Annotated in this window: 26 protein-coding genes and 1 pseudogene; 9 read left to right on the top strand and 18 right to left on the bottom strand. The window is 71.8% G+C overall.

From position 1 onward, the window contains the following. Positions 1–62: 62 nt before the first annotated feature. From AB0H64_RS29990 to AB0H64_RS29975, 4 genes are all read right to left on the bottom strand, one after another. A complete protein-coding gene (locus tag AB0H64_RS29990) occupies positions 63–338 on the bottom strand; it encodes a hypothetical protein (protein ID WP_357631236.1) in 276 nt (91 codons plus the stop codon). A gap of 305 nt (positions 339–643) precedes the next feature. After that, the gene (locus tag AB0H64_RS29985) at positions 644–2752 is read right to left on the bottom strand and encodes a hypothetical protein (RefSeq protein WP_357631233.1); all 2109 of its coding nucleotides are present in this window, start codon (positions 2750–2752) and stop codon (positions 644–646) included. Beyond that, a complete protein-coding gene (locus AB0H64_RS29980; protein WP_357631230.1) occupies positions 2749–2985 on the bottom strand; it encodes a hypothetical protein in 237 nt (78 codons plus the stop codon). The genes AB0H64_RS29985 and AB0H64_RS29980 overlap by 4 nt, the downstream gene beginning before the upstream one ends. 153 nt (positions 2986–3138) lie before the next feature. Then, complete coding sequence (locus tag AB0H64_RS29975) at positions 3139–3846, bottom strand: TetR/AcrR family transcriptional regulator (protein WP_357631228.1); 708 nt, start codon at positions 3844–3846, stop codon at positions 3139–3141. A gap of 113 nt (positions 3847–3959) precedes the next feature. Between AB0H64_RS29975 and AB0H64_RS29970 the strand changes: the two genes are divergently transcribed. Together AB0H64_RS29970 and AB0H64_RS29965 are read left to right on the top strand one after the other, a co-directional pair. Next, positions 3960–4313: a YrdB family protein gene (locus tag AB0H64_RS29970; RefSeq protein ID WP_357631225.1), complete on the top strand. Its 354-nt coding sequence runs from the start codon at positions 3960–3962 to the stop codon at positions 4311–4313. A gap of 356 nt (positions 4314–4669) precedes the next feature. Next, positions 4670–5776, top strand: a complete 1107-nt coding sequence (locus tag AB0H64_RS29965) for an RNA-guided endonuclease TnpB family protein (RefSeq protein WP_357631223.1) — start codon at positions 4670–4672, stop codon at positions 5774–5776. Positions 5777–6161: 385 nt separating this feature from the next. Here the strand turns inward: AB0H64_RS29965 and AB0H64_RS29960 are convergent, their stop codons facing one another. Together AB0H64_RS29960 and AB0H64_RS29955 are read right to left on the bottom strand one after the other, a co-directional pair. Next, positions 6162–7253, bottom strand: coding sequence for a hypothetical protein (locus tag AB0H64_RS29960; RefSeq protein WP_357631220.1), 1092 nt, complete (start codon positions 7251–7253; stop codon positions 6162–6164). A 76-nt stretch (positions 7254–7329) separates the two neighbouring features. Next, on the bottom strand, positions 7330–8634 hold the full coding sequence (locus AB0H64_RS29955) for a Glu/Leu/Phe/Val dehydrogenase (RefSeq protein ID WP_357631217.1): 1305 nt from the start codon (positions 8632–8634) through the stop codon (positions 7330–7332). 242 nt (positions 8635–8876) lie between these two features. Here AB0H64_RS29955 and AB0H64_RS29950 point away from each other — a divergent pair, with 242 nt between their 5' ends. Continuing rightward, entirely contained in the window at positions 8877–10430 is a 1554-nt protein-coding gene (locus AB0H64_RS29950) for an alkaline phosphatase D family protein (RefSeq protein ID WP_357631214.1), read from the top strand. 103 nt (positions 10431–10533) lie between these two features. On the opposite strand, the gene rocD is transcribed toward AB0H64_RS29950, so the two are convergent. The 3 genes from rocD to AB0H64_RS29935 form a co-directional block, all read right to left on the bottom strand. Beyond that, entirely contained in the window at positions 10534–11742 is a 1209-nt protein-coding gene (gene rocD, locus AB0H64_RS29945) for an ornithine--oxo-acid transaminase (RefSeq protein ID WP_357631211.1), read from the bottom strand. 1 nt (position 11743) lies between these two features. Then, entirely contained in the window at positions 11744–12541 is a 798-nt protein-coding gene (ddaH, locus tag AB0H64_RS29940; RefSeq protein ID WP_357631208.1) for a dimethylargininase, read from the bottom strand. Positions 12542–12700: 159 nt separating this feature from the next. Beyond that, the gene (locus AB0H64_RS29935; RefSeq protein WP_357631205.1) at positions 12701–13210 is read right to left on the bottom strand and encodes an Lrp/AsnC family transcriptional regulator; all 510 of its coding nucleotides are present in this window, start codon (positions 13208–13210) and stop codon (positions 12701–12703) included. 143 nt (positions 13211–13353) lie between these two features. On the opposite strand from AB0H64_RS29935, the gene AB0H64_RS29930 reads away from it, so the two are divergent. Continuing rightward, positions 13354–15708, top strand: coding sequence for a GH1 family beta-glucosidase (locus tag AB0H64_RS29930; protein WP_357631203.1), 2355 nt, complete (start codon positions 13354–13356; stop codon positions 15706–15708). A gap of 23 nt (positions 15709–15731) precedes the next feature. Here the strand turns inward: AB0H64_RS29930 and AB0H64_RS29925 are convergent, their stop codons facing one another. The 3 genes from AB0H64_RS29925 to AB0H64_RS29915 form a co-directional block, all read right to left on the bottom strand. Beyond that, positions 15732–17141, bottom strand: coding sequence for a glycoside hydrolase family 16 protein (locus AB0H64_RS29925; protein ID WP_357631201.1), 1410 nt, complete (start codon positions 17139–17141; stop codon positions 15732–15734). Between the two features lie 201 nt (positions 17142–17342). Then, the gene (locus AB0H64_RS29920; protein ID WP_357631198.1) at positions 17343–18062 is read right to left on the bottom strand and encodes a DUF5941 domain-containing protein; all 720 of its coding nucleotides are present in this window, start codon (positions 18060–18062) and stop codon (positions 17343–17345) included. Then, complete coding sequence (locus AB0H64_RS29915) at positions 18059–19567, bottom strand: CDP-alcohol phosphatidyltransferase family protein (RefSeq protein WP_357631195.1); 1509 nt, start codon at positions 19565–19567, stop codon at positions 18059–18061. Before AB0H64_RS29915 ends, AB0H64_RS29920 begins: the two co-directional genes overlap by 4 nt. Positions 19568–19709: 142 nt before the next feature. On the opposite strand from AB0H64_RS29915, the gene recO reads away from it, so the two are divergent. Together recO and AB0H64_RS29905 are read left to right on the top strand one after the other, a co-directional pair. After that, positions 19710–20444, top strand: a complete 735-nt coding sequence (gene recO, locus AB0H64_RS29910) for a DNA repair protein RecO (RefSeq protein ID WP_357631193.1) — start codon at positions 19710–19712, stop codon at positions 20442–20444. Further along, the gene (locus AB0H64_RS29905; protein ID WP_357631190.1) at positions 20441–21214 is read left to right on the top strand and encodes an isoprenyl transferase; all 774 of its coding nucleotides are present in this window, start codon (positions 20441–20443) and stop codon (positions 21212–21214) included. Before recO ends, AB0H64_RS29905 begins: the two co-directional genes overlap by 4 nt. Positions 21215–21244: 30 nt before the next feature. On the opposite strand, the gene AB0H64_RS29900 is transcribed toward AB0H64_RS29905, so the two are convergent. Continuing rightward, positions 21245–21793, bottom strand: a complete 549-nt coding sequence (locus AB0H64_RS29900; protein WP_357631187.1) for a CGNR zinc finger domain-containing protein — start codon at positions 21791–21793, stop codon at positions 21245–21247. Between the two features lie 93 nt (positions 21794–21886). Between AB0H64_RS29900 and AB0H64_RS29895 the strand changes: the two genes are divergently transcribed. After that, the gene (locus AB0H64_RS29895) at positions 21887–22783 is read left to right on the top strand and encodes a DMT family transporter (RefSeq protein ID WP_357631184.1); all 897 of its coding nucleotides are present in this window, start codon (positions 21887–21889) and stop codon (positions 22781–22783) included. Here the strand turns inward: AB0H64_RS29895 and AB0H64_RS29890 are convergent. The 4 genes from AB0H64_RS29890 to AB0H64_RS29875 form a co-directional block, all read right to left on the bottom strand. Beyond that, positions 22723–23112: a transcriptional repressor gene (locus tag AB0H64_RS29890; RefSeq protein ID WP_310710335.1), complete on the bottom strand. Its 390-nt coding sequence runs from the start codon at positions 23110–23112 to the stop codon at positions 22723–22725. The genes AB0H64_RS29895 and AB0H64_RS29890 overlap by 61 nt on opposite strands. Further along, the gene (locus AB0H64_RS29885; RefSeq protein WP_357631181.1) at positions 23109–23978 is read right to left on the bottom strand and encodes a metal ABC transporter permease; all 870 of its coding nucleotides are present in this window, start codon (positions 23976–23978) and stop codon (positions 23109–23111) included. The genes AB0H64_RS29890 and AB0H64_RS29885 overlap by 4 nt, the downstream gene beginning before the upstream one ends. Beyond that, on the bottom strand, positions 23975–24763 hold the full coding sequence (locus tag AB0H64_RS29880; RefSeq protein WP_357631399.1) for a metal ABC transporter ATP-binding protein: 789 nt from the start codon (positions 24761–24763) through the stop codon (positions 23975–23977). The genes AB0H64_RS29885 and AB0H64_RS29880 overlap by 4 nt, the downstream gene beginning before the upstream one ends. A 62-nt stretch (positions 24764–24825) precedes the next feature. Beyond that, positions 24826–25719, bottom strand: coding sequence for a metal ABC transporter substrate-binding protein (locus AB0H64_RS29875; RefSeq protein ID WP_357631178.1), 894 nt, complete (start codon positions 25717–25719; stop codon positions 24826–24828). 164 nt (positions 25720–25883) lie between these two features. Between AB0H64_RS29875 and AB0H64_RS29870 the strand changes: the two are divergent. Then, a pseudogene (locus tag AB0H64_RS29870) lies at positions 25884–26021 on the top strand (aldehyde dehydrogenase); the annotation flags it as partial. A gap of 63 nt (positions 26022–26084) precedes the next feature. On the opposite strand, the gene AB0H64_RS29865 reads toward AB0H64_RS29870, so the two are convergent. Next, positions 26085–26501, bottom strand: coding sequence for a DUF6703 family protein (locus AB0H64_RS29865; RefSeq protein WP_357631175.1), 417 nt, complete (start codon positions 26499–26501; stop codon positions 26085–26087). 62 nt (positions 26502–26563) lie between these two features. Here AB0H64_RS29865 and AB0H64_RS29860 point away from each other — a divergent pair, with 62 nt between their 5' ends. Next, positions 26564–26851: an antibiotic biosynthesis monooxygenase gene (locus tag AB0H64_RS29860; RefSeq protein WP_357631172.1), complete on the top strand. Its 288-nt coding sequence runs from the start codon at positions 26564–26566 to the stop codon at positions 26849–26851. Positions 26852–26859: the final 8 nt, after the last annotated feature.

Genomic DNA, 26859 nt, shown 5'->3' with positions numbered 1-26859 from the left:
TTGACCGGAATGGAGGGCGATCCGGCCGGGGATCCGATCGGATGAACGGTGCAGCTGGTGCACTAGCGGCCGGGGGTGCAGTGGTAGAGGGCGCCGTAGCGTTTCTGGGCGATGCGCATGAGCTCCGTCATGTCCTTGATCGCGTCCCTGCCCTTGGCGACCTGGGGGAGCAGGATGTCGATCAGCCGATCGTCGCCGCCGCAGTGGAACTTGGCGCTCACCTGATAAGGCGGGTCATCGACTGGTGGATCCGGCAAATATGCGGCCATGCCCTCGCCGAGCTCGGCAGGGAGCACGACTCCACCATGGCCGGTGTAGACCTTACGTCTGTCCTCCATAAGCAGATTCAGGTGGCCGCGAGGCATCCCGCGGCCCTCCTGCATCCACCACACCTCCAGAGACCGGGGGCCAGTGCCGGGAGCCCGGCAGTCACCGTTTCTCTCATTGCCGTCGGTCTTCTCGGCGAGGGAGCCGGTCACCCCAGTGACAAGGCGAAACGCCTGTTCGGGAATGAGAGCGCAGACATATGGCGCGGAGTCCACCACGGGCTGGAGAGGTGAGGCCGGCGTGGAGACGATGTCGGTCTCCGGGCTACAGGCCGCGACAAGCAACCCGAGGGCACCCAGAGCCACAAGAAGACGCCTCATTTGCCATCTCCGGAGGCGTCAAGACCAAGATAGGCGTTGACATCGTCGTTTGCGCTGAAGGTGCTTCTGAAGTCGTTGAGCAACTCGCTGCTTCCGCTCGCTCTGCGGGCCCACTTGAGGAACTTGCTGTATTCCTCCGGCGACATATCGGTGAAGGGCTTGAGCGTCGCCGGGGTTCCGGCGGCGAACGGCTGCCCGTCCAGGTCCAGCCGGTCAAGCATGCCTTTGTCCAGCATGGCCGTGGCCAGCATCTGCTCCGCCAGTCTCTCCACCGCCAACCGGTTGTCCGCCAACGTCCGGTGCGTCTCATCCAGCCCACGCCCGTGATCCGACATCCGCTGGGCGACCTGCTCGGCGACCTGGTCGTACGCCGCCCCCGCCAGCTTGTCGTACCCCGAGCTCACCAGGTCGCCGAACGCCCCGGTCGCCAGCTCACCCACCCGCCTGGCCCCTGGCACCGGCAGCAGCCCGATCGCGTCGCCCACCATGGTCTTGAGCGCCTCGTCCGCCTTCTTGTCGTCCAGGCCCTGGGCGATCAGCACCTGGCGGCGGATCTCCACGATGTGGCCGAAGGGACGAGCCTCCTCCACGGTCCGGTCCGTCAGGAACTGCTTGACGTCGGTGCCGGCCGGAGGCGTGGCGCCGAGGGCCGCGCGCATGTGCTCGGTCTGGGCTCTCACCAGAGCCTCGAAGGCGTCGTCGTCGGAGGCGGCCAGGGCCAGCGCGTACGACATGTCCTGAGGCGTGACCTTGTCGAACGTCGCATGGTTCAGGAGCAGCCGGGACAGCTCGTCGACATTGGCCGCGATTGCTCGGCCGAGAGGGTAACGCAGGGACGCGTAGCGATCGAACGTGTCCCTGTCCGTTATCTGCAGGTTGCCGGTGTCATCTCTGCCGAAGGCGCCGCGGACGCCGTCGGCGAGGATCTTCGTCATCTCGGCGGCCAGCCTCCTGGAAGTGTCGTCCCGGCCGGTCGTCGCGGTCACCAGCAGGTCGCTGATCGGCTGGTAGTCGTCCAGATACCGGGAGGCTCCCCACCGGGTCGTCAGGAGGTAGTCCAGCACGGATTCCTTCCATCCCGCCGGCGTGTGGGCCAGCAAGGCATGGGACGCCTCCCGGCTGGACTTCGCCGCGTGGAACAGATCCTCCACCATCGAGGACCTGGGGCCGGCGCCCGGACCACCGATCTGCGGCCCGGGCCTGAGAAGGGTGCCGAGGCCGAGAGAGCCGGCCAGGTCCAGTATGGGGACCTGGGCTCCGATGGCACTGAAGATCGGCTCCTGGCTCGCCGCCCACGCGTCCTTGCGCCGGTCGTGCTCGTAGACGATCACGTCGCGCCCGACGACCTCCATGAACTCCTTCGAGAACGGCGTCTTACCGTCGTGGGCGCGCCAGATGAGCGCCTGAGCCTGGTAGCCCGTGTACGTCGTATCGCCCGCCTTGTGCTCGGCCCGGCCCTCCTTCACCAGCTCCTTGAGGAAGCCGTCGCCCATGTACGCGGGACTCCTCGGATCGGTCCCCCTGGCAAGAGCCGCGGCAAGCATGCGCAAGGTGTTCTGCCCCGACTTGGAGAGCTGGGTCACGCGGTCGGAATCCCCGTGGGAGTGGGCGTCGCGCAGCTCCGCGGCAAGCGAGCCGGGCAGCCGGGTCGTGCCTGCGGCGCCGAACGCGCCCAGGAACGCCTTGACGAACTCCGCGTCCCCCGTCCGGGAGGCGTACCTCTCCAGCCCCGGCAGCGCCGCCGCGTCCCCGTCGGCCGTCTTGAGCGCGGCGCGGGCCGCCAGTGTGCCGTCCAGCAGGCCCTGGGCGGCGTCCAGGCCGTCGGGCATCTCCAGGAAGCTCCCGGCCGGCGTGCTCCGGCCGAACGTGACCTGCTGCCGCTGCAGCTCGTGGACCAGTCGCTGCCGGCGCCGCAGGTCCTCGGCCTGCGCGGTGACCCGTCCGGCGAGCTGCCGCAGCCGCGCCGCCGGAGAGGTGTCGAGCCCCGCGCTCTGAAGCTCGCCGTGCAGGGCCGCCGCCAGCTTCTCCAGCCGCCCGGCCGCCTCGGTGTGCTTGCCCGCCATCGTGTCGAACTCCGGCTGCTTGACACCGGTGAACTCCGTCATGGCCGGTCCGGAAGCGCGGCCAGCTTCTCGTCGGCGCTGTGCACGGCCTGGGTGAGCGCGGCCCGCAGCTCCCGCTGGTCGGCGTGGACCTGGGCGTCGAACCTGGCGCCCGTGGGTCCCACCCACGCGTCGTTCTCCATGAGGCGGCAGGAGGCGTCGAGCGCCCACCAGTGCTCGTCCGACAGCCGCTGGATCCGCTCCGCCACTGCCTGCAGGCGATCGGGTTCGGCCAAGATGATCCCCTCGTACGGCTCGCTGCACCAGAACAGATCAGGAGGCGGCGTCCCCCACGCCTTTCACACGCTAATCACCATCACATCAACGGGACAAGCTCAAACGCGCTGAAAGGTATGGCGGCTTCGGGCGGGTCGTGCCGGCTTGGGGGCTCACGCGGGCCGGGTGAAGCCGATCATGGCGCCCAGTACCCGTACCGAGTGGCCGAACACCGGGCCGTTGTCCTGGAAGGCACCCTGGAGCTGGCCGAACACCTCGAAGTTCACCCACCCGTACAGGGACGTCCACGCCGACAGGGCGCGGAGCAGCACGTCGCCGGGCACCTCGGGCATGAGCTCGCCGAGGCTCGCCTCCGCCTCGCTTGCCAGCGCCGGATCGGCGTCGAGTGCGGCGGAGGCCGGCGCGAGCGCCCCGGCCCGTTGGGCGTCGGAGAGGATCCCGCCGAACACCACCAGGTCGCGCACCCGGGGTCCGATCGTGTCCTGCGGCGCCTGGTAGCCCGGCACCGGCGAGCCGTACAGCAGCGCGTACTCGTGCGGGTGCGCGAGTGCCCAGTCGCGCACGGCGTGGCACACGGCCGCCCACCTGGCCGGGAAGTCGTCCGGCGGCGTGGCGGCGTCGGCGCGCTCCACGGCCTCGCCGAGCGCGTTGTAGCCGTCGATGATCAACGTGGTCAGCAGGTCGTCGCGGCTCGGGAAGTAGCGGTAGATGGCCGAGGACACCATGCCCATCTCGCGCGCCACGGCACGCAGGGACAGGCCGCCGGCTCCCTCGGTGGCGAGCTGCCGGCGGGCGATCTCCACGATCTCCCTGGTCAGCTCGGCACGGACACGTTCTCTCGCGGTGCGGCTGGCTGTCATGCCCACGACGCTACCAGAGCGCCGCAAGGAAAAGAGAGCACCGCTCTTGACGGTGGGTGCTCCTTTAAGAGAGCATTGCTCTCGTAAGCGAACGGCAGTCACTGGAGGTCTACATGCTCGCCATCGCCAAGGGCGCCAACCTGGCGCTGATGTTCGTCCTGGAGCTGGGTGTGCTGGCCTCCGTGGGCTACTGGGGGTTCACGGTGAGCCCGAACTGGGCGGTCAAGCTGCTCGCCGGTCTGGGCGCCCCGGCTCTGTTCATCGCCGCGTGGGCGCTGTTCGGGGCGGGTGGCGGGGCCAACGCCGTGGTGCCGCTCACCGGTGCCGCCCGCGCCCTGCTGGAGATCGTCTGGTTCGGCGGCGGGGCGCTCGCGCTCTACGCGGCCGGCCTGGCCACCCCGGCCGTCGTCTTCGCCGTCGTCTTCGTCGTCAACGCGGTCCTCCGCATCGTCTGGAAGCAGGTCTGAGCACGGGTGAGCGTCACTCCGCACACCGTGCACGAGGCGCGGCCGCGCACCGCGAGCTGGTCGAGCCGCTGCTCAAGGCGGGGGTGCATGTCTTCGTGGACAAGCCGCTCACCGACAACCTGCCGGACTGCGAGCATCTCGGACGCCTTGCCCCGCCCCTTCATGGTCGCCTCCCACGGCAGGTACGCCCACGGCTACGTCGGCCTCCCGGCGCTGCCCCGCCATCTCGTCCTCATCGAACCTCCTTGAGTGTGGAGTCCCCTAGCTTCAGCCCTGGAAGGAAACGCGTGCGGCGCCGCACGGTGGATGCGAACAAAAAAGCGATTCCTGGCTGATGGCCTGGCATGATGTGAGGCGTGGCGCAGCTCGTGAAGCGGGCCTACAGGTACCGCTTCTATCCGACTCCCGAGCAAGCCGAAGAGCTTGCCCGGACGTTCGGCTGCGTGCGCCTGGTCTACAACAAGACCTTGGAGGAGCGGACCCGCGCCTACACGTCGGCAGGCCGCCGCGTCTCCTACGTGGAGTCCTCGGCCACACTCACCGCGTGGAAGAAGACCGACGAGCTGGCGTTCCTGAACGAGGTGTCGAGCGTTCCGCTTCAGCAGGCGCTGCGCCACCTTCAGGCGGCGTTCGCGAACTTCTTCGCCCGCCGGGCCAAGTACCCCACCTTCAAGTCCCGCAAGAAGTCGCGGGCGTCGGCTGAATACACCCGCTCGGCCTTCACCTGGCGCGACGGACGGCTCACCCTCGCCAAGATGCACGAACCGCTGGCTATCGTATGGTCGCGGCCCCTGCCCGAGGGCGCGAAGCCCTCCACGGTCACCGTCTCCAAAGACGCGGCTGAACGCTGGTACGTGTCCATCCTCCTCGAGGAGACGATCCGCCCGCTGCACCCGGTCGGGAACCTGGTCGGCGTCGACGCCGGGATCACTGCACTGGCCACGCTCTCCACCGGCGAGAAGATCGTCAACCCGAAGCACGAACGGGCCGACCGCCGCAAGCTCGCCCGAGCACAGCGCGATCTCGCCCGCAAGGAGAAGGGCTCGGCCAACCGGCAGAAGGCGAAACTCAACGTCGCCCGCATTCACGCCCGCATCACCGACCGGAGGCGCGACTTCCTGCACAAACTCACCACTGGGCTCGTCCGTGAGAACCAAACGGTCGTGATCGAGGACCTCACCGTCCGCAACTTGGTCAAGAACCACGGCCTGGCCCGCTCCATCTCCGACGCCTCGTGGCGCCAGATGCGGGCCATGCTGCAGTACAAGGCCGCCTGGTACGGGCGGGACCTCATCGTCATCGACCGATGGTTTCCCTCCTCGAAGATGTGCTCGGCCTGCGGCGCTCTGCAGGAGAAGATGCCGCTGGCTGTGCGGGCGTGGCAGTGCGCCTGCGGCGCACTTCACGACCGCGACGTCAACGCCGCGATCAACATCCTCGCCGCCGGGCTGGCGGAGAGGTAAAACGCCTGTCGAGCCGGTGTAAGACCTCAAAGGCGCAAGCCAGGCGGGCAACTGGCGGCGAAGCAGGAAACCCGGCCCGTGAGGGCCGGAATCCCGCGGCTTCAGCCGTGGGGAGGAAGTCAAGCAGAAGAACCGCGCCGGTGTTCGACGACTTCATCCACGTCGTCGACACGCTCCGCTTCCTCGCGCCCGGCGAGGTCACCGGCACCAGGATCCGCACCCGCGTCACCGGCGGCCTGGCCGAGCACGTCGTGCTGGAGCTGACCGGCGACGGGTTCACCGCGATCGGCTCCATGTGCCGGGTGAGCGGCGCCGCCGAGGAGAGCTGCGAGGTCATGGGCGGCGGCGTCAAGCGGCGGGTGGTCAACCTCGGTGACGTGGTCGACTACGCGGCCGGCGAGACGCTCGTGCGCCGGCCCGACTGGGTGCCGGTCGCCCGGCAGCGCGGCATCGAACAGGCATGCTTGGAGTTCCTCGACGCCGTGCACGCCGGCCGCCTGCTCACGGCCGACGACGCGCTCGTCAGCCACGCGATCTGCGAGGACATCGTGCGGCACGCCCAGACGGGGAACACATCCGAGCCGAACGGAGCGGGCTCAAGGGGCGCGGCCGGCTGAGAGGTGCGCTCCGTCGTCCGCGCGCTCGCGGGCAGGCGCTCGCTCATCCACCGGTCGGACTCGCTCAGCATCCGCCCGAACTGCCGGCCGCCGAGCCGGGTCAGCACGGTGAAGCCGCTCCGGTCGCTCAGCGGGCTGGAGGACGAGACGACGCCCGCCACCGCCCCGCCGTACAGGGCGGGGCCGCCGCTGCCACCGTCCGGGGCGTGGCAGTTGTGGGTGACCAGCACCCCCGGCCCCCGGGCGATGCCCTCGGAGGCGTCGCCCAGGCAGTGGTACAGCTCCATGCCCGGGTACCTCCTGCCCGCCGGGTAGCCGAGCAGCTCCAGGCCGCGCAGCGAGGTGCCGGGTCGGGTGCGCAGCGTCCGCAGTCCCGGCCCGGTGACGTCCTCCAGGGAGCGTCCGCGCCGGCCGACCCCGACCAGGCCCACGTCGTACGGGAGCTGAGCCTCGGTGTCCGGCCCGTCACGCCATCGGTCCGGCACCCACGTCCGCACGGCCCGCCACACCCCGAGCGGCGGCCGGCCGTCCTCGAATCCCGGCAGGAACGACACCTCCCGCATGCTCCTGCCCCGGTCGTACAGGCAGTGGGCGGCCGTGAGCACCAGGCTCCGGCTGCGCGACCTGATCACCGCGCCCCCGCACAGCACGGTCCGGCCCGTGACCGGGTCACGGGCCAGCACCACGCCGGCCAGCCTCCGCTCCCCGGTGTAGGGCGCGGGGACGGGCGCGTACCCCAGCCGGTCGCCGCCCGGTGTCATGACGTCATGGTGCGGCACGGACCGCGACGCGGACGCCTGGGGCGCCGACGGATGGAGGAGGGCGAGGGGCAGGGTGAGGGACAGCACCGACCTGAGCACGTCCCCCACCCTAGATCCCCGATGATCAGTGCCCTGACCTGCGACACCACGGTTTACCCAACCTAGGCGCGGTGTCTCAGGGGTACAGGCCGCGCATCCGGTGCGCCTCGGCGACCCGGCCGACGCCGATGACGTGCGCCGCCTGCCTCAGGGTCAGGCCGCGCTCTCCGGCCAGCGACCGGACCTCGCCGAACGCGCTCTCCATGAGGTCGCGCAGCTTCACGTCGACCTCCCCGGCGCTCCAGGAGTACGCCTGCATGTTCTGCACCCACTCCAGGTACGACACGATCACCCCGCCCGCGTTGGCCAGGATGTCGGGGACGACCGTGGTGCCGCCGGCGGCGAGGATCTCGTCGGCCTCGGGCGTGGTGGGGCCGTTGGCGCCCTCCACGACCAGGCGGGCGCGGATCCGGGGCGCGTTGGCGGCGGTGATGACGTTCTCCAGCGCGGCGGGCACGAGCACGTCGACGTCCAGCTCCAGCAGGTCGTCATGGCCGAGGGCGTCGGCGTGGGGGTAGCCGAGCACCCCGCCCGCCTCGGCGGCGTGGGCGCGCAGCGCGGCCACGTCGAGCCCGCCGGGCGCGTGGACGGCGCCCGAGGCGTCGGACACGGCGACGACCACGCAGCCCGCGTCGGCCAGGTACTGCGCCGCCAGGGCGCCCACCTTGCCGAAGCCCTGCACGGCGACGATGACGCCTTCGGGTGAGCGGCCGAGCGCGGCCAGGGCCGCGATCTGCACGCCGCGCGAGGTGGCGCCGGCCCGGCCGAGCGAGCCGCCCAGCGTCGTCGGCTTGCCGGTGACGACGCCCGGCACCGAGTAGCCGGTGTTGACGCTGTAGGTGTCCATGATCCAGGCCATGGTCTGCTCGTCGGTGCCGACGTCGGGGGCCGGGATGTCCTTCTCCGGGCCGATCATCGGCAGGATCTCGTTGACGTAGCGGCGGGTCAGCCGCTCCAGCTCGCGCGGGGTGAGGGCCTTGGGGTCCACGGAGACGCCGCCCTTGGCGCCGCCGTACGGGATGCCCACGAGGGCGCACTTCCACGTCATCCACATCGCCAGGGCCGTCACCTCGTGGATGTCGGTGGCCGGGTGGAAGCGGATGCCGCCCTTGGCGGGGCCGCGCGAGATGTTGTGCTGCACCCGGAAGCCCTGGACGACGTCCATGCGGCCGTCCTCACGCCGCAGGGGGACGGAGACGGTCAGGGAGCGGCGGGGTGTGGCGAGCATCGTGCGCAGGCCGTGGTCGAGCCCGAGGTGCTCGGCCGCGTGGTGCAGCTGCTGGAGGGCGGAGTCGAGGGCCTGGCGGCCCGGGGTGGTGAGGTCGGCGCTGAAGGCCGGGTTCGTGAGCGCCGGCGTCATTGACGGCACCATGACGGTCATGGAAGGAGTGCCTCCTGGTGAGTACCCCCGAGTCTGAGGTAAGCGCCATTGCCTGCCTCTTTGGGGGTAGGTGTCGCGATCATCCTAAGGGTGCGTGTTTCGTCACGACTGGGTTTTTTGATAGTCGTGGAGAAACGGTGCTGCTTTCATCGATCCAACCCGTTGATCAACACGCCCGCCAGGTGCCACTCTGGCAGGCTTGGGTACGGGAGTGTGCCGAACTGTCGAATCGAGGGGTTGCGATGCCCGCACTGGTGATCGGGCCGATGCTGCGCTACGTCGATTCGACGAGCGCCTCCATCTGGGTGGAGACCGGGAAGCCGTGCACGGTCGCCGTGATCGCGGCCGGCCGCTCGTACGAGTCGCGGACGTTCACGGTGCACGGGCACCATTACGCGATCGTGGACCTGACCGGCTTAGCCGCGGACGTCGACGGGTACGCGGTGGAGCTGGACGGCGAGCGGGTGTGGCCCCTGGAGGACCGGCCGCCGAGCCGCATCCGGCTGCTGCCGCCCGAGGGGCCGCGCCGGATGACGTTCGGCTCCTGCCGGACGAGCGTGCCGCACGACACCGCCCACGTGCTGACCCACGGCGAGGACGTGCTGCGCGCCTACGGCGGCCGGCTCATGGAGGCGGGCGACGAGGAGTGGCCCGACCTCCTGCTGCTGATCGGCGACCAGGTCTACGCCGACAGCCCGTCGCCCGGGATGCTGGAGTTCATCCACGCCCGCAGGGACGCCGAGCCGCAGAACGAGATCGCCGACTTCGAGGAGTACGCCGAGCTCTACCGCCGCGCGTGGACCGACCCCGAGATCGCCTGGCTGTTCTCGACGGTGCCGACCGCGATGATCTTCGACGACCACGACCTGCGCGACGACTGGAACACCTCGCAGCCCTGGCGCGAGCAGATGGCCGCGACGAGCTGGTGGCGGCGCCGGGTGATCTCCGGGCTCGGCGCGTACTGGATCTACCAGCACCTCGGCAACCTGTCGCCGGCCGAGCGCGAGGCCGATCCGCTGCTGCGCTCCCTGCGCGAGAGCGGAACGGACGGGGGTGGCCTGCTCGACGACTTCGCCGAGAAGGCGGACGCCGACCCGGCCGGCACCCGCTGGAGCTACGCCCGCGACCTCGGCCACACCCGCCTCATCATGATCGACACCAGGTGCGCCCGTCAGCTCACCCCCGGCGACCGCAGGATGCTCGATCCGGGGGAGTGGCAGTGGCTGGTCGAGGAGGTCTCCAAGCCCGCCCAGCGGCTGGTCCTCGGCTCGTCGATCCCGTTCCTGCTGCCCGAGGGCGTCCACTCGGTGCAGAACTGGAACGAGGCCCTGTGCGACGGCGCGTGGGGCAGGTGGGTGCGGAAGCTGTCGGAGAAGTTCCGGCAGGCCGTGGACCTGGAGCACTGGGCCGCGTTCCGCCGCTCGTTCGACGACCTGGCCCGGCTGCTGGTCCGCGTGGGCAAGCCGGTGCTCATCCTGTCGGGCGACGTCCACTACTCCTACGTGGCCAAGGCGAGCGCCGGCGACATCCACCAGGTCGTCTGCTCGCCGATCCGCAACCCGCTCAGCCCGCTGCTGCGCTGGGCCAACGTGTTCACCCAGTTCGGCATCGCGACGCTGGTCGGCGGGCTGCTCGCCCGCTCGGCGCGCATCCCGCGCCCGCCGTTCCGCTGGCGGGTGACCGAGGGGCCGTGGTTCCAGAACGCGCTGGCCACCCTCGCCTTCCCCGACCGGGCCACCTGGTACGAGTCCTCCGGCAACACGATCAAGGAGATCGCCTCAGTGGAGCTGAGGTGATCAGGCGTGGACGTGCGGCCCCGCCGCAGGCGAGGGTTCGCGGCGGCGCCGCACGTCCGGTCCTGATGCGTTGAGCGGTAGAAGCGCTCAGCGGTAGGAGTGCTCAGCGGAAGGAGGAGATGGCGTCGGCGAGCTGGTCGACCGCCCAGAGGAGGTCCTCCTCCGAGATGACGATCGGCGGCGCGAGCCGGATCGTCGAGCCGTGCGTGTCCTTGGCCAGCACGCCGCGCGCCATCAACGCCTCCGACACCTGCCGGCCGGTCGCCAGCGACGGGTCGATGTCGACGCCCGCCCACAGGCCGCGTCCGCGTACGGTCACCACGCCGTCGCCGACGAGCTCGCGCAGCCGCGCGTGCAGCACCTCGCCGAGCCGGGCGGCCCGGTCCTGGAACTCCCCGGTACGCAGGATCTCGATCACGGCGCTGCCCACGGCGCAGGCCAGCGGGTTGCCGCCGAACGTGGATCCGTGCTGACCCGGCTTGATGACGCCGAGCACGTCCTCGTTCGCGGCGATGGCCGACACCGGGACGACGCCGCCGCCGAGCGCCTTGCCCAGCACGTACATGTCCGGCACGACGCCCTCGTGGTCGCAGGCGAACGTCCGGCCGGTGCGCCCGAGCCCCGACTGGATCTCGTCGGCGATCATCAGGACGTTCTCGTCCGTGCACAGCTCGCGCAGCTGCGTCAGGTAGCCGTCCGGCGGCACCAGCACCCCGGCCTCGCCCTGGATCGGCTCGACCAGCACGGCGACCGTGTCGGCGTCGATCGCCTCACGGACGGCCTCGACCGAGCCGTACTTGACGATCTTGAAGCCGGGCGTGTACGGGCCGAAGCCGTCGCGCGCGTCCGGATCGGTGGAGAAGCTGACGATCGTGGTGGTGCGGCCGTGGAAGTTGTCCTCCATCACGATGATGGTGGCCTGCTCCGGCCGCACGCCCTTGACCTCGTAACCCCACTTGCGGGCCACCTTGATCGCGGTCTCGACGGCCTCGGCGCCGGTGTTCATCGGCAGGATCATGTCCTTGCCGGTGAGGTCGCCGAGCCCGGCGCAGAACTCCGCGAACTGGTCGTGGTAGAACGCCCGGCTGGTCAGCGTGAGGCGCGCGAGCTGCCGCTGCGCCGCCTCGACGATCTTCTCGTTGCCATGGCCGAAGTTGAGCGACGAGTAGCCGGACAGGCAGTCGAGGTAGCGCCTGCCGTCGACGTCGGTGACCCAGGCCCCGTGGGCCTCGCGGATCACCACGGGCAGCGGGTGGTAGTTGTGGGCGCTCCGGCGCTCGATCACGCCGATCAGTTCCGAGCTGGTCGTCATCTCAGTCGTTCCCCCTGATCTCCAGTGTGCAGCACTTCGGGCCCCCGCCCGCCTTGCGCAGCTCCGACAGGTCGACGGGGATCGGCTCGTATCCCCGCCGCTTCAGCTCCAGCTGAAGGTCGGAAGCCTCGTAGTTGATCACCACGTGGGTGCCGTCGCTGACCGCGTTGAGCCCGAGCACCTCGGCGTCGGCCGCGTTCGCGAGCACCGCGTCCGGGAACAGCCGGGCCAGCACCCGCCTGCTGCCCTCGGAGAAGGCGTCGGGGTAGTAGCAGACGTTGCGGCCGTCGAGCGGGAACAGCGCCGTGTCGAGGTGGTAGAAGCGGGGGTCCACCAGCGTGAGCGACACCACCGGGCGGCCCAGGAACTCCTGCGCCTCCAGGTGCGCGGCGACGTTCGTACGGAAGCCGGTGCCCGCCAGCACGACCTCGTCCAGGGTCAGGAAGTCGCCCTCACCCTCGTTGACGTGCTCCGGCTCAAGCACAGGATACCCGCGCTCGGCGAACCAGCGCAGGTACGCCGGTCCCTCCGGGCCGCGCTGGGGGAAGGCGAAGCGCGCGCCGTACGCCCGGCCGTCCACGACGAGGGCGCCGTTGGCCGCGAACACCATGTCCGGCAGGCCCTCGACCGGGTCGATGAGGCTGACCTGGTGCCCGAGGCTCTCGTACACGGACTTGAGTCCCTCCCACTGCCGGATCGCGACGTCGCGGTCGGCGCCGGCCTCGGGATGCATCCACGGGTTGATGGCGTACTCCACCGTGAAGTGCTCGGGGCGGCACATGAGGAAGTGCTTGGGCATGCAGGTCTCCGTAGAGGTCGGGCAAGACTGCGGAACTCCGCGTGAGGGGGACGAAGACACTCTAAGAATGTATGTTTATGCAGGCCAAGCAATGTGAATGGCGTGTTCGCGCGGTTCTGTTGCGAGTATGGGCCGAGGGCGGGCGATCCGTTGCGCGGCCTATCGGACGGCCGCTTCAGGGGGCGTCGGGAGCACCGCCGCACCCCCCGGGACGTCGGGCAGCGCGGCCCCCGGAGGCACGTCCACCAGCCGCGACAGCACGATCGAGCTCTTGGTCCGCACCACGAACGCCTCCGCCGCGATGCGCTCGATCACCCGCTCCACATGACGCACGTCCGTGGCGCGGATGTGCAGCAGCGCGTCGGCCTCTCCGGTGATCGTCGCCGCCGCGACCACCTCGGGGAACTTCGCGACCGCGAGCGCGATGTCGGACGGCTTGGTCTTGCCCTGGCAGAACAGCTCGACGTACGCCTCGGTGGTCCAGCCGAGCGCCCGCGGCGCCACCCTGGCGCTGAACCCGGTGATCACGCCGGTCTCCCGCAGCCGGTCCACCCGGCGCTTGACGGCCGACGCGCTCAGCCCGACGAGGTGCCCGATCTCCGCGTAGGTCTGGCGGGCGTCCTCCACGAGGGCCGCGACGATGGCACGATCCAGCCGGTCCAGTTCCACGCGCCCTGTATACCGCCTCGCCCCGCCGCGGCGCGACGTGACCGTTCCCGGCGCGCCGCACGGCATGACGGGACATGCGGCAGACTAGGCGCCGCGCGCCGCCACGCGGCGGCGCCCGTACGTCGCCGGAGGGTTGTCCATCGATGAGCACAGCGCGCTTCCCCGAAGGGTTCGTGTGGGGAGTGTCCACGTCCGCCTACCAGATCGAGGGGGCGACCGGCGAGGACGGGCGCGGCCCGTCGATCTGGGACGTCTTCCCCGGCGGGCGCAACGGCGATCCGGCCTGCGACCACTACCGGCGCTACGCCGACGACGTACGGCTCATGAAGGACCTCGGCATGGCCGCCTACCGGTTCTCGGTGAGCTGGCCGCGGGTCATGCCCGTCGGCAAGGGCCGCCTCAACGGACCCGGCCTGGACTTCTACGACCGGCTGGTGGACGAGCTGCTGGCCGCGGGCATCGCGCCGTACGCCACCCTCTACCACTGGGACCTGCCGCAGGCCCTGGAGGACGAGGGCGGCTGGACCTCCCGCGACACCGCCCACCGCTTCGCCGACTACACGCGGGCCGTCCACGACCGCCTCGGCGACCGGGTCGGCACCTGGTTCACGCTCAACGAGCCGTGGGTGGCGGCGTTCCTCGGCTACGGCTCCGGCGTCCACGCGCCCGGCAGGCGCTCGGCCGCCGAGGCGTTCGTCGGCGCGCACCACATGCTGCTCGCCCACGGGCTGGCCCTGGAGGCGCTGCGCTCGGCGGGCGCGGAGCGGGTCGGCATCGTGCTCAACCTCTCGCCCGTGCTCACTCCCGGCCAGCTCGGCGACCTGTCGTCGCAGCCGTCCGAGGAGGACGCAGAGGCGGTGAAGCGGATCGACGCGCTGCACAACCGGCAGTTCCTGGACCCCGTGCTGCGCGGGAGCTACCCCGCCGACCTGCTGCCGGTCGTCGAGCGGACCGCCGGCCTCGGGCACATCCGCGACGGCGACCTCGACCTGATCGGCCGGCCGATCGACCTGCTGGGCGTCAACTACTACACCCCGACCGCCGTGCAGGCCCAGCCCGGCGCGGCCGGCGATCCCAACTTCCCGGGCAGCGAGGGCGTCCTGTTCTGCAGCGTGCCCACCGCCGTGACCGCCATGGGCTGGCCCATCGTGCCGAGCGGGCTGACGCTGCTGCTGCGCCGCCTCTCGCGGGAGTACCCCGGGACCGAGCTGATGATCACCGAGAACGGCGCCGACTTCGTCGACGTGCTGACCCCGGAGGGCATCCACGACATCGAGCGGACGAGCTTCATCGAGGAGCACCTGCGCGCCCTGCGCGTCTCCCTGGACGAGGGGGCCAGGGTGAGCGGCTACCTCGTGTGGTCGCTGCTCGACTGCGTCGAGTGGGCCGACGGCTACCGGCGCAAGTTCGGCCTGGTCCACGTCGACCTGGAGACCCAGCGGCGGCGGCTGAAGGACAGCGCCCTGTGGTACCGCGACGTCATCACCCGCAACGGCCTGCCGGACGGCCGGCCGCGGCGACCCACGCTGGAGACCGTCGCCGCCCGCGCCGGCGTCTCCCGCGCCACGGTCTCGCGGGTCGTCAACGGCGAGGCGTCGGTCAGCGCCGAGGCGCGCGACGCGGTGCTGCGCGCCGTCCGCGAGCTCGGGTACGTCCCCAACGCCGCCGCGCGCAGCCTCGTCACCCGAAAGACCGACGCGGTGGCGCTGGTCCTGTCCGAGCCGCGGCAGGGCGGCGACGCGCTCATCGCCGCGATCGTCAGGTACGTCACGAGCATGCTCGAAGGGGCCGGCAAGCAGATCACGCTCATGCTGGCCGACACGGCCGAGAGCCGGCGCCGCGTGCTCCAGCACGTGGAGGCGCGGCAGGCCGACGGGGTCGTGCTGCTGCCGCCGGACGACCACGGCCCGCTGGCCGAGCAACTGGCCCGCACCGGCGTGCCCGTCGTGCTGCTCGGCAGGCCCGCCGTCGCCTCGCTCGTCCCGCACGTGGACGTGGACAACGCGGGCGGCGCCGGCGCGGCCACCGCCCACCTGCTGGAGCGGGGCCGCCGCCGCATCGGCATGATCTGCGGGCCGACGGACCTCGTGGCCGTGCAGGACCGGCTGGCCGGGCACCGCGACGCGCTGCACGAGGCGGGGCTGCGGCCCCTGCTCGCCCTGGCCGGGCTCGACCGCGAGTCCGGCGCGGAGTCGGCCCGGCGGCTCCTGGCCGACCACCCGGAGCTGGACGCCGTCTTCGCCACCTCCGACGACCTGGCGATCGGCGCGCTGCGGGCGGCCCGGGAGGCGGGCCGGCGGGTGCCGGACGACCTGGCGATCGTGGGCTTCGGCGACATCGACGCCGCCTCGTGCACGACTCCGGCCCTGACCACGGTCCGCGCGCCGGCCAGGGACCAGGCGCTGGCGCTGGCACGGCTCATGCTGTCACGCCTGGACGGGCGGCACGCGGGGCCGGTGGTGCTGCCGGCCCGCCTGGTCGTGCGCGACTCGACCTGACGGGTCCGGCCTCCTCCCGAACGTCAGGAGGTCGAGAACGTGAGCCAGTTGAGGTTGACGAAGTCGGCCGGCTGGCCGCTGGTGAAGGTCAGGTAGACCGTGTGCCTGCCCCCCACCGGCGAGATGTTGGCCGGGACCGTCCGCCAGCTCTGCCAGCCGCCGGTGGAGGCCACCGCGAAGTCGCCCACCGGAGCCGCCGTCAGGCTGTCCAGGCGTACCTGGACCAGCCCGCTCACCCCCGCGGCCGCCCCCGAGGCGACGCGCACCCTGACCTGCCGGGCCGCCTCGGAGCCGAAGTCGACGCCGTCGAAGCGCAGCCAGTCGCCGTTGGAGACGCCGCCGACGTTCTGGCCGCCGCCGGCGTCGGTCGCGGCCTCGACCATGGTGCCCGACTGGGCCTGGTAGCGCTCGGCCTGGATCGTGGAGCGGGCGTCCACGCCGCCGGGCGGCACGGTCGGCGTGACCGTCGGCGTGGGGCCGGATCCGCCGCTCTGCCACACGGCCACGTAGTCGACCAGCATGGACCGTCCGGGCACGGTGGCGGCGGTCGGCGTCGGACCGGCCAGCGCGTCGGGGAAGGCGCCGCCCATGGCCACATTGAGCAGCAGGAAGTAGCCGGCGTGCCCGGTCATCGAGCTCCAGGTGCCGGCGTCGATCTGGCCCTGGCTCACGCTGTGGAACTGCTGCCCGTCCACGTACCAGCGGAGCTGGTCGGAGCCGGCGGAGCGGTCCCACTCGAAGCGGTAGGTGTGGAAGGCCGACTGGCAGGTGGAGCCGGGGCAGGCCCGGCTCGCGCCGAGGCCCGTCGTCTCGTTGCACGGCCCGCCGGGATTGACGCCGCAGTGCAGGACGCCCCAGACGGAGTTGACGCCGTTGACGTTCTCCATGATGTCGAATTCGCCCGTGCCCGGCCAGTTCCAGTAGTTCCCCCGGTACGGCGAGCCGAGCGCCCAGAACGCCGGCCAGTAGCCGAGGGCGGCGTCGCCGGTGACGTTCGGCATCTGGATGCGGCCCTCGATGCGCAGCACGCGGCCGTCGGCGGGCTTGAAGTCGGCGCGCCTGGTCTCGATGCGGGCGGAGGTCCACTCGCCGGAGGAACTGCGCTGCGGGGTGATGCGCAGGTTGCCCGAGCCGTCGAGGCTGAGGTTGGCCGCGTTGCCGGTGTAGTTCTGGATCTCGCCGGTGCCCCAGTTGCCGGGGCCGCCCGGGTAGGCGTGGCCGGTGTCGACGATCCAGTCGGAGGAGGACGGGCCCGTCCCGGCGGTGCCGTTGAAGTCGTCCGACCAGACGAGCGACCAGCCGGAGGGCGTGGGCGGGACGGCGGCGGAGGCGACGGCGGCGTGGACGAGCAGGCCGGCGAGGGTGACGAGGGCCGCGGAGACGGCGGCCAGGCGGCGCCGGTGGCGCCGGTCGGAGGGGAGGCGCGATGTCATGGCTGCTCCTGGGGATGCGGGGGCGCGGAGCGAGGACCGAACTGAGAGAGCGCTCTCTTACGCGTAAACACGCCGTCACCCTGCTGTCAACGCCCTGTCACAGCGGAGAGAACGCTCTCGTTCTGGTGGTGAGCCTCGGAACGCGAACGAGCCGGGGCGCGGCTTCCGCACGCGCCCCGGCTCGCCGGGAGTGGATCGGGGCTAGGCCTTCTCGGCCTCGCCGGTGGCCGCCTCCAGGGCGTCCTCGGGCGACGCCTCCAGGTCCTGCTCGGCCTCGGCGCCCGCCTGCGCGGACGCCTTGTCCAGGCGCACCCAGCTCGTCACGCTCTCCACCGCGAACAGCACGAACAGGTAGGCCGTCAGGAGGGCCAGCACCAGCGGCGCCCAGCCGAGCGCCGCGCCGACGCCGATGAGCAGCAGCCGGACCTCCCAGCCGAGGCCCGCGTAGAACACCCAGGCGGGCGGCCAGATGCTCTGCCGCGTGCGGTAGACGGTGTCGTAGGTGTGGTAGCCGACCACGTACACGAGCACGAACAGCAGCCACTTGGGCGCGTCGGCCGCCAGGCCCACCGCGATGATGGTGAGGAACTCGGCGCCGCGCAGCAGCGGCGGCGTGAGCCAGTCGAGGCGGCCCAGGTGGTCGCGCGGCGCGGTCGGCAGCACGAGCACCACGACGACCAGCACGGGCAGCAGCAGGATCGGCCCGGACTTCAGCAGGCCGGTCGCGGCGATGACGGCGACCGCCACCAGCGCCGCCAGCGTGGCGGGGACCGGGGGCAGGCCCTTGCCGAGACGACCGGACAGGGCGTGGACGAGGGGCCCGTCGTCGCGGTAGGCGAGCAGGCGGGCGGTCTGGATGCGGCGGCGTTCCTCGTCGGGGTCCGGCGTGGGGGTGGCGGCGGCCTGCGGATAGGTGATCATGCGAGCGACCTCATGAGGCGTCCGGTGAGGGTGTAGACGGCGGCGACGGTGCCCCAGATCACCAGCGTGAGGAAGGTGATGCGGGCGTCGAAGAGGGCGGCGGTGATCGCGATGGCCGCGAACCGCTCACCGATGGGGAAGACGATCATCTTACGCGCCCAGTGGACGGCGCGGTACCGCCCGGCCTTGGACCACATCTTCAGCACGCCCCGGATGCCCTGGCTGCGCTCGGCCCGGCGGCGCTCCAGCGCCTTGCGCAGGGCGCGGTCGTCGGGGGCGGTCAGCGGCAGGGTGGGCAGCTGGGCCGGCGGCTTGCGGCGGTTGGCGACGCCGTAGGAGAAGTCGAGCAGGTGGCGCACCGACTGCAGGCCGAGCGCGGCCAGGGCGAGGATCCAGATCTCCTCGCCGTTGCCCGACACGACCCAGCCGATCGCCAGGCCGGCGAAGACGACGTACTCCTTGAACCGGTCGAACGTCGCGTCGAGCCACGCGCCGAGCACGCCGAACTTGCGGGCGTAGCGGGCGACCTGCCCGTCGACGCAGTCGAAGACGAACGCGAAGTAGATGAGCACGCCGCCCAGCACCATCCACGGCCGGTCGCCGGTGGCGAAGCAGGCCGCCGCGAGCACGCCCAGCGTGATGGAGATGAGCGTCACCTGGTTGGGCGTCAGCCCGCGCCGGGCCGCCCAGCGGGCGATGAAGCGGGAGTAGGTGGAGACGAAGTATGTGGTGAAGAAGCCGTCGGCGCCCTTGACCGCGTTGTTCAGCCGGGCCCGGTCCTCGTCGAAGCCGGACATGTCGGCGACGGCCGCGGCCGCCTCCTCCTGGGTGGTCACGCGGCGGTAGAACAGGTCGCGCCGGCCGCGGACGCCGACCGACACGCCCTTGCGCACCAGGCCGAAGACCAGGAGCTGCACCAGGTCGTCGTCCTCGCCGAACAGGTGGGCCATGTCGGCCATCTCGCGGCACGCCTCGGCCAGGACGGGCGCGTTGCGGGTGCTCACGTGCAGCGGGCCGAGCATCACCGTGTTGGGCCGGGTCACCGCGTGGTGGGCGGTGCCGACGGAGACCACCCTCGACTTGCCGACGCGGGAGCGCACGGGCAGCCCCTCGAAGCGGCGCAGGCTGATCTTCGGCTCCGCCTCGTCGATCGGGACGGTCTCCTCCGCCGCCTCGTCGGTCGTCTCCGGCCTGGGCTCCTTGGCGATGAGGGCCAGCGCGCCGCGCTTGGTCTTGGTGATCTGGTAGATGAGCTCGTCATGGATCACCGAGTCGGCGGGGAGGATGAGGAGGCTCTCCGTCGCGGACTCCGCGACGTCGGCCAGCGCGCGCAGGGCGGCGGCGACGTCGCCGGACTCGATGGTCGCCGGCCGCGGATCCAGGGACAGGATCTGGCTGCGCAGTCGCTCTGCCACGGTCGGGGCGCCGGGCAGGGCCGCGAGCCTCAGGCCGGTAGGAGCGGTGTCGGGGCCGGGCGAAGAGCCCAGCAGGACCACGCGGGTCATGACTCCCTTTCGAGGCAAGTTGCGGGGGGATGAACTTCAGGTAGTGCGGGGGACAGGCGTCTGAGTCTAATGAGAGTCGCGCAGAGTCGCGTCATCGACGCGGTCCCGTAACAGATAGAGCGTGCGGCCATAAGATGGGCGAGTGACCCTCTACCGTGACGAAGGCGTGGTTCTGCGTACGCAGAAGCTCGGCGAGGCCGACCGCATCGTCACCATCCTGGCCAAGCGCACGGGCAAGGTGCGCGCCGTCGCCAAGGGCGTGCGGCGCACCACCTCGCGCTTCGGCGCCCGGCTGGAGCCGTTCACGCACGTCGACCTGCAGCTCCACACGGGCCGCACGCTCGACGTCGTCACGCAGGCCGAGACGATCAGGCCGTACGGCGAGCCGCTGGCCGCCGACTACCCGCGCTACACCGCGGGCACGGCGATGCTGGAGACCGCCGACCGGCTGACCCACGGCGAGAAGGAGCCGGCTCTGCGCCAGTTCCTGCTGCTGGTGGGCGGGCTGCGCACGCTGGCGGAGGGCGTCCACGAGCCGCGCCTCGTGCTCGACGCCTACTTCCTGCGCTCCCTGGCCGTCGCCGGCTACGCGCCCGCGCTCGACGCGTGCGCCAAGTGCCAGGCCCCCGCGGTCAGGGCGTTCGCCATCGTGTCCGGCGGCGTGGTGTGCGGCGCCTGCCGGCCGGCGGGCGCGGCCGTGCCGGCGGGCGAGACGATCGGGCTCATGACGGCGCTGCTGCGCGGCGACTGGGCGACGGCCGACGCCTCGGAGCAGCGTCACCGCGGCGAGTGCAGCGGCCTGGTCGCCGCGTACCTGCAATGGCACCTCGAACACGGAATACGCTCTCTGCGACACGTCGAAAGGGAGCCAGTGTGAACGTCCGACCGCCGTCCCCGCACCCGTCCGGTGCCACGCCGCCGCCGATCCCCCGCGACCTGGTGCCGAGACACGTGGCCATCGTCATGGACGGCAACGGACGCTGGGCCAAGGCGCGCGGGCTGCCCCGCACCGAGGGCCACAAGGCCGGGGAGGCGTCGCTGTTCGACGTCATCGAGGGGGCACTGGAGCTGGGCGTCCCGTACCTGAGCGCGTACGCCTTCTCCACCGAGAACTGGAAGCGCTCGCCCGACGAGGTGCGCTTCCTCATGGGCTTCAACCGCGACGTGATCCGCCGCCGCCGCGACGAGCTGCACGCGATGGGCGTTCGGGTGCGCTGGGCGGGCCGGCCGGGGCGGCTGTGGAAGAGCGTGATCTCCGAGCTCCAGACGGCCGAGGAGATGACCGAGCGCAACAGGAAGCTGACGCTGCAGTTCTGCGTCAACTACGGCGGGCAGGCCGAGATCGTGCAGGCGGCCGTCAAGCTGGCCGGCGACATCGCGGCCGGCCGGGTCAAGCCGTCCAAGGTGGACGAGAAGGTCTTCTCCCGCTACCTCGACGAGCCGGAGATCCCGGCGGTGGACCTGTTCGTCCGCTCGTCGGGGGAGCAGCGCTTCTCCAACTTCCTGCTGTGGCAGTCGGCCTACGCCGAGATGGTGTTCCTCGACCGGCTCTGGCCCGACTTCGACCGCCGCGACCTGTGGGAGGCGTGCGAGATCTACGCCAAGCGCGACCGGCGCTACGGCGGAGCCGTCCCGAACCAGGTCTGAGCCGCCGAACGGAGTGAGGCAGTAAGCAGGTCAGGCGCGGCGGCGGGCGCGGTAGGCGGCGACGTGCATGCGGTTGCCGCAGGTGCGGCTGTCGCAGTAGACGCGCGAGCGGTTGCGCGACTCGTCGACGAAGACCCGGTCGCAGTCGGGTGCCGAGCAGGTGCGCAGCCGCTCCCACTCGCCCTCGACGAGCAGGTGGGCCAGCGCCACCCCGCAGTCGGCGGCCAGGTGCTCCGACAGCGTCGCGTCGGGCGCGAAGTAGTGGACGTGCAGCGGGTGGCCGTCGTGCTCGGTCAGCCGGGGCGTGATCCGCGTCTCGGACAGCAGCGCGTTGAGCTGGCGCACGGCGGAGGGCTGGTCGGGCGCGGTGAACACCCGGTGGAACGCCTCCCGCACCAGCCGCACCTGCCCGAGGTCACGCGCCGTGAGCGTGGTGATGCCGCTGACCTGCCGTGCCTCGACGAACGCCTGGAGCGTGGGCAGGTCGGCCAGCCGGTCGTCGCCGCCGGTCGACGGCGAGGTGTTGACCAGCTCGACGACCGTGGCCAGCGAATAGACCATGTCATGGCCAAACGGCATGTTGACTCCTGTCTGGCGCCCATTCTAGCGTGGACGCAGCGTATCTCTAGTGAGCGCGATCGGGGGCATCACGTGGGGTCACATCGCCGGATCGTGCTGGTCGCGATCGCCGGAGCGCTGATCATCTCCACCTCCGCCCCCCTCGTCCGGCTGGCCGACGTCGCCCCCGCCACCTCGGCGTTCTTCCGGTGCGCGTACGCCGTCCCGCCCATGGCGGTCCTGGCCTGGCTGGAACGCCGCAGGCTCGGCCCGCTGCCGCGCAGGGAGGTCGCCGTCGCGTGGGCCGCCGGCCTGCTGTTCGCCCTGGACCTGCTGTTCTGGCACCACGCCATCGCCTACGTGGGCGCCGGGCTGGCCACCGTGCTCGGCAACCTCCAGGTGTTCATCGTCGCGTTCGCCGCCTGGGCGGTCTTCCGCGAGCGGCCCTCGGGGCGGCTGATGGTCGCCGCCCCCGTGGTGTTCGCCGGGGTGGTGCTCATCTCGGGCGTCTTCGACAGCGCCGCCTACGGCTCCGACCCGGTGATGGGCGTGCTCGCCGGCGCGGCCACCTCGGTCTCGTACGCCGGGTTCCTGCTGCTGATGAAGGGCGCCTCCCAGCGGGCCGCCGGGCCGCTCGCGCACGCCACCGCCGTGGCCGCGGTCGTCATCGCGGCCCTGAGCCCCGTCTTCGGCGGCGCCGACTTCACCCCGTCCTGGCCCGCGCACGGCTGGCTGCTGGTGCTCGCGCTCGGGCCCCAGGTGCTCGGCTGGTCGCTCATCACGTACACGCTGCCTAAGCAGCCGGCCGCGCTCACGGCGCTGCTGCTGCTCGTGCAGCCCCTGACCACCGTGGCGCTGTCGGCGGCCACGCTCGGGGAGCGGCCGTCACCGCTCCAGCTCGCCGGCTGCGCGGTGATCGTCCTCGGCGTCCTGTACGGCTCGCGCGGCGCTCAGCCGGCCCGGACGGAGGACGAGCAGGACGCGCAGGTGCCGAAGACCTCGACCGTGTGAGTGATCTCGGTGAAGCCGTGCTCGCTGCCGACCGTCTCGGCCCAGCGCTCCACGGCCGGGCCCGCGACCTCGACGGTGTGGCCGCAGCGGCGGCAGACCAGGTGGTGGTGATGGTCGCCGCTGGCGCACGCGCGGTAGACCGACTCGCCGTCGTCGGTGCGCAGCACGTCGACGTCGCCGCCGTCGGCCAGCGCCTGGAGGGCGCGGTAGACCGTGGTCAGACCGATCTTGGCGCCGTGCTGGCGCATCTCGGCGTAGACGTCCTGCGCGCTGCGGAACCCCTCGCTCCGGCGAAGGGTGTCACGCACGGCATCGCGTCTCGTGCTCATGCAGCCTCCCTGGCTGGCGTGGGATCCCCTTGTACGGCCGGCTCCCGGGTCCGGCCCCGGCGTACGAATCTACCGACACCGAGGGCCAGGACGAAGCCGCCGAGCGCGAGAAGGACGATCGCGGCGCCGGGCGGCACCCGGCTGGACAGCGAGGAGGCCAGCAGGCCGCCCACCGCGGCCACCACGCCGATCACCATGGCCAGCGCCATCGTCGAGCGGAAGCCCCTGGTGAGCTGCTGACTGGTGGCCACCGGGATCACCATCAGCGCGCTGACGAGCAGCAGGCCCACCACGCGCATGGCGATGACCACCGTGAGCGCGGCCGTGACCGCGATCAGCAGGCTGAGGAAGCGCACCGGCAGGCCGTTGGCCCGCGCCATCTCCTCGTCCTGGCACAGCACGAACAGCTCCCTGCCGAAGATCACCACCACCGCGATCACCGCCACGGCCAGCGCGCCGATGACCCAGATGTCCAGGGGCGTGACGCTGGCGATGGCGCCGAACAGGTAGGAGGTGAGCTTGGCGTTGCTGCCGCCCGGAGCGATGCCCATGAGCATGACGCCGCCCGCGATGCCGCCGTAGAACAGCAGCGCCAGCGCGACGTCGCCGCTCGTCCGGCCGCGCGCCCGCACCAGCTCGATCGCCACGGCGCCCGCGACGGACACGACGACGGCGGTCAGCACCGGCTCGGCATGGGTCAGGAACCCGAGCGCCACGCCGGTCAGCGCCACGTGCCCGATGCCGTCGCCGAGCAGCGCCAGGCGCCGCTGCACGATGAACGTGCCGACGGCGGGCGCGCACAGCCCCACCAGCAGCGCCGCGATCAGCGCGAGCCGGAAGAAGTCCGTCTGCAGCAGCTCGATCATGCCTCACCGTGCCAGCTCGTCAGCGGCCCGGCGCTCGCGCCGCGCCCGAGGACCTCGGTCGCCGCGCGCTCGTCCGGCGCGTGCGGATGGACGTGCTCGTGTCCCGGCCGGGCGCACTCGCCCTCCGGCCGCGGCGGCGCGCCGTCGTGGACGACGAGCCCGTCGCGCACCACGACGCCCCGGGTGATCAGCGGCTCCAGCGGGCCCAGCTCGTGCGCGACCAGCACGATCGTGCGGCCCTGGAGCGCCAGCGTGGCGAGCGTGTCGGCCAACAGGCGCTGCGTCTCTGCGTCGACGCCGGCCGTGGGCTCGTCCATGACGTACGTGTCCGGCTCGCCGGCCAGCGCGCGGGCGATCAGCACCCGCTGCTGCTGGCCGCCGGACAGCTCCTGCACCGGGTCGCCGGCCCGCGACGACAGGCCCACGGCCTCCAGCGCGCCCGCCACCGCGGTCCGGTCCGCGGGGCTCGTACGGCGCAGCCGGCGCTGCCGCGCGATCCGGCCCGAGGCCACCACCTCGCGGACCGTGGCGGGCACGCCGCCGCCCACCTGGAGCCGCTGGGGCACGTAGCCGATGCGCCACCAGTCGCGGAACCGCCCGGGCTGCCGGCCGTACAGGAGGGTCTGGCCGCCGGAGAGCGGGATCAGGCCGAGCAGGGCCCGCACCAGCGTCGACTTGCCGGAGCCGTTGGTGCCCATGACCGCGACCACCTCGCCGGGGCGGACCGTGAGGTCGACGCCGCGCAGGATGGGCCGCCGGCCGAGGGTGACCCGCCCGCCGGTCATCGAGAAGGCCGTCTCGTCCGCGGCGTCCGAGGTGCGGGTTGTCTGCGTGGTCTGGCTCATGGTCATGCTCCGCATCCCAGTGCCGTGCGCAGGGTGGTGAGGTTGCTCCGCATCGCGGACAGGTAGTCGCCGGACGGCTTGCTCTCCAGCGGGTCGAGCACCGCGGTCCTCGCGCCCACCTCGTCGGCCAGCACCTGCGCGACCTTGGGGCTGACCAGCGACTCGGTGAAGATCGTGGTCACCTTCTCGTTCCTGGCCAGCTGGGCGACCTCGGCCAGGCGGGCGGGGGAGGGCTCGGCGTCGGGGTCGAGCGTGATGCCGACCTGCTTGAGGTGGTAGCGGTCGGAGAGGTAGCCGAACGCCTCGTGGGCGGTCACCAGGGTACGGGTCCGGCAGGTCGTCAGGCCCTGGGCGAACTCCTTGTCCAACGTGCCGAGCGAGGCGGCCGTCGCGGCGGCGCGGTCCTTGTAGCCCTGGGCGTGCGCCGGGTCGGCCGACGCCAGCCGCTCGCCGAGCTTCACGGCGACCGTGGCCAGGCGCGAGGGGTCGAGCCAGAGATGCGGGTCGTAGGAGACCTCGTGGTCGTGATTCTCCTCGCCGGCCTCCGCGCCGTGGTCCCCGGCGGGGAGCGTGGTGACCGCGGTGGCCGCGTCGAACGCGCGCTCCGGGTCCACGGCGTCGTCCACGGCGGGCTGCACACCCTTGATGTAGACGGTCAGCGTGGCCTCGTCCAGCTCCGCCATCTGGTGGGCGCCCAGCTCCAGGTCGTGCGGCTCGACGCCGGGGGCGGTCAGCACGCTCACGGCGGCGTCGGGGCCGCCCACCTGCTGGCTGAGCCACTGGAGGGGGTAGAAGGCCGCGACCACGGCGGGCTTGCCGCCGTCCGTCACGGAGCCGGTCTCCGCCGAGCCGGCTCCGCACGCGGTGGCGGTGAGGAGGGAGGCTCCGGCCAGCAAACCGACAGCGTACGACCGGGACAATCCTGACATCATGCGTGCCAGTATGCGCCAAAATGAAAATGGTTGTCAAAATCCCCCGCGAGGAGCGCCGTCGTCTGGACCGAGGAGCGCAGGGAGCGGAGCGACTGGAATGACGAGGGAAGGCGGCGGGTGTGAGCAGCCGGGAGGAGCTGTTCGGCGGGCTCGGGGCGTCATGGCGCGGCGCGTTCCTCGGCGGCGAGCTGCTGGTGCGGACCGCCACCGTCGGTGCGGACGGCGAACGCCTGCCGGGCGACCTCCCGCACTGCACGCTGCCGCCGTGGCGACGCGAGACCCGCCGCCCTGAGACCCGCCGCCCTGGGAAGGCGGTTCCCAGGAACTCCTCAGAACGCGCCGAAGCGGGTCGCCGCCAGGAGCACGAGGAAGGTCAGCACGACGACCCGCATCAGCTTCCCGCCGATCCCCAGTGACGGCCACGACAGGTACGCCAGCCAGCCGACGAAGACGATCACCGGCAGGACGGCCACGCCGCCCAGCGGATTGGCCACCGCGAACCCGGCCAGCAGCAGGATCACCAGCGCGGCGGGCGCCACCCATCGGGGGACCTGCGTGAACAGGTACGTCATCGGGACCGCGCTGCGCGCCTCGACCGTCCTGCGCAGGCCGGTCGCGCCCGGCGTGAAGAACCGCTCGCCCGGCGGCAACGGCCGTCTCACCTTGCCCGTCATGCCGCCCGCCCCCTTGTCCGCGCCTCTGCCCGCGCCGTGCCCTCTGCCGTGCCCTCTGCCGTTGGTGGCCACGGGCCGAGCCTAGCGCCGCGGGAACGGCACGGGCCCGGGAGATCCTCTGACATCCTGGGTGCGTGCTCGCCGTCATCCGTTACACCGTTCCCGAGTCCCAGTCCCAGGACTTCGTCAAGCAGGGGCACGCCATCCTCGACACCCTCGCCACCCAGCCCGGCTACGTGCGGGGCAGGCTGGCCCGCTCCGTCGACGAGCCCAACCTGTGGGCCCTGGTCAGCGAGTGGGAGGGAGCCGGTTTCTACCGCCGTGCCCTGTCGGCCGCCAGAATGGCGATGTATCCACTGATGATCCTCATGGTCCACGAGCCGAGCGCGTTCGAGGACGTTTACCTACAAGACCGGGCGTAGCAACTACT

The sequence above is a fragment of the Nonomuraea sp. NPDC050733 genome (assembly GCF_040654215.1).
Classification (GTDB): domain Bacteria; phylum Actinomycetota; class Actinomycetes; order Streptosporangiales; family Streptosporangiaceae; genus Nonomuraea.
The sequence above is the reverse complement of the archived record's forward strand: the minus strand, read 5'-3'. Positions and strand labels throughout refer to the sequence as shown.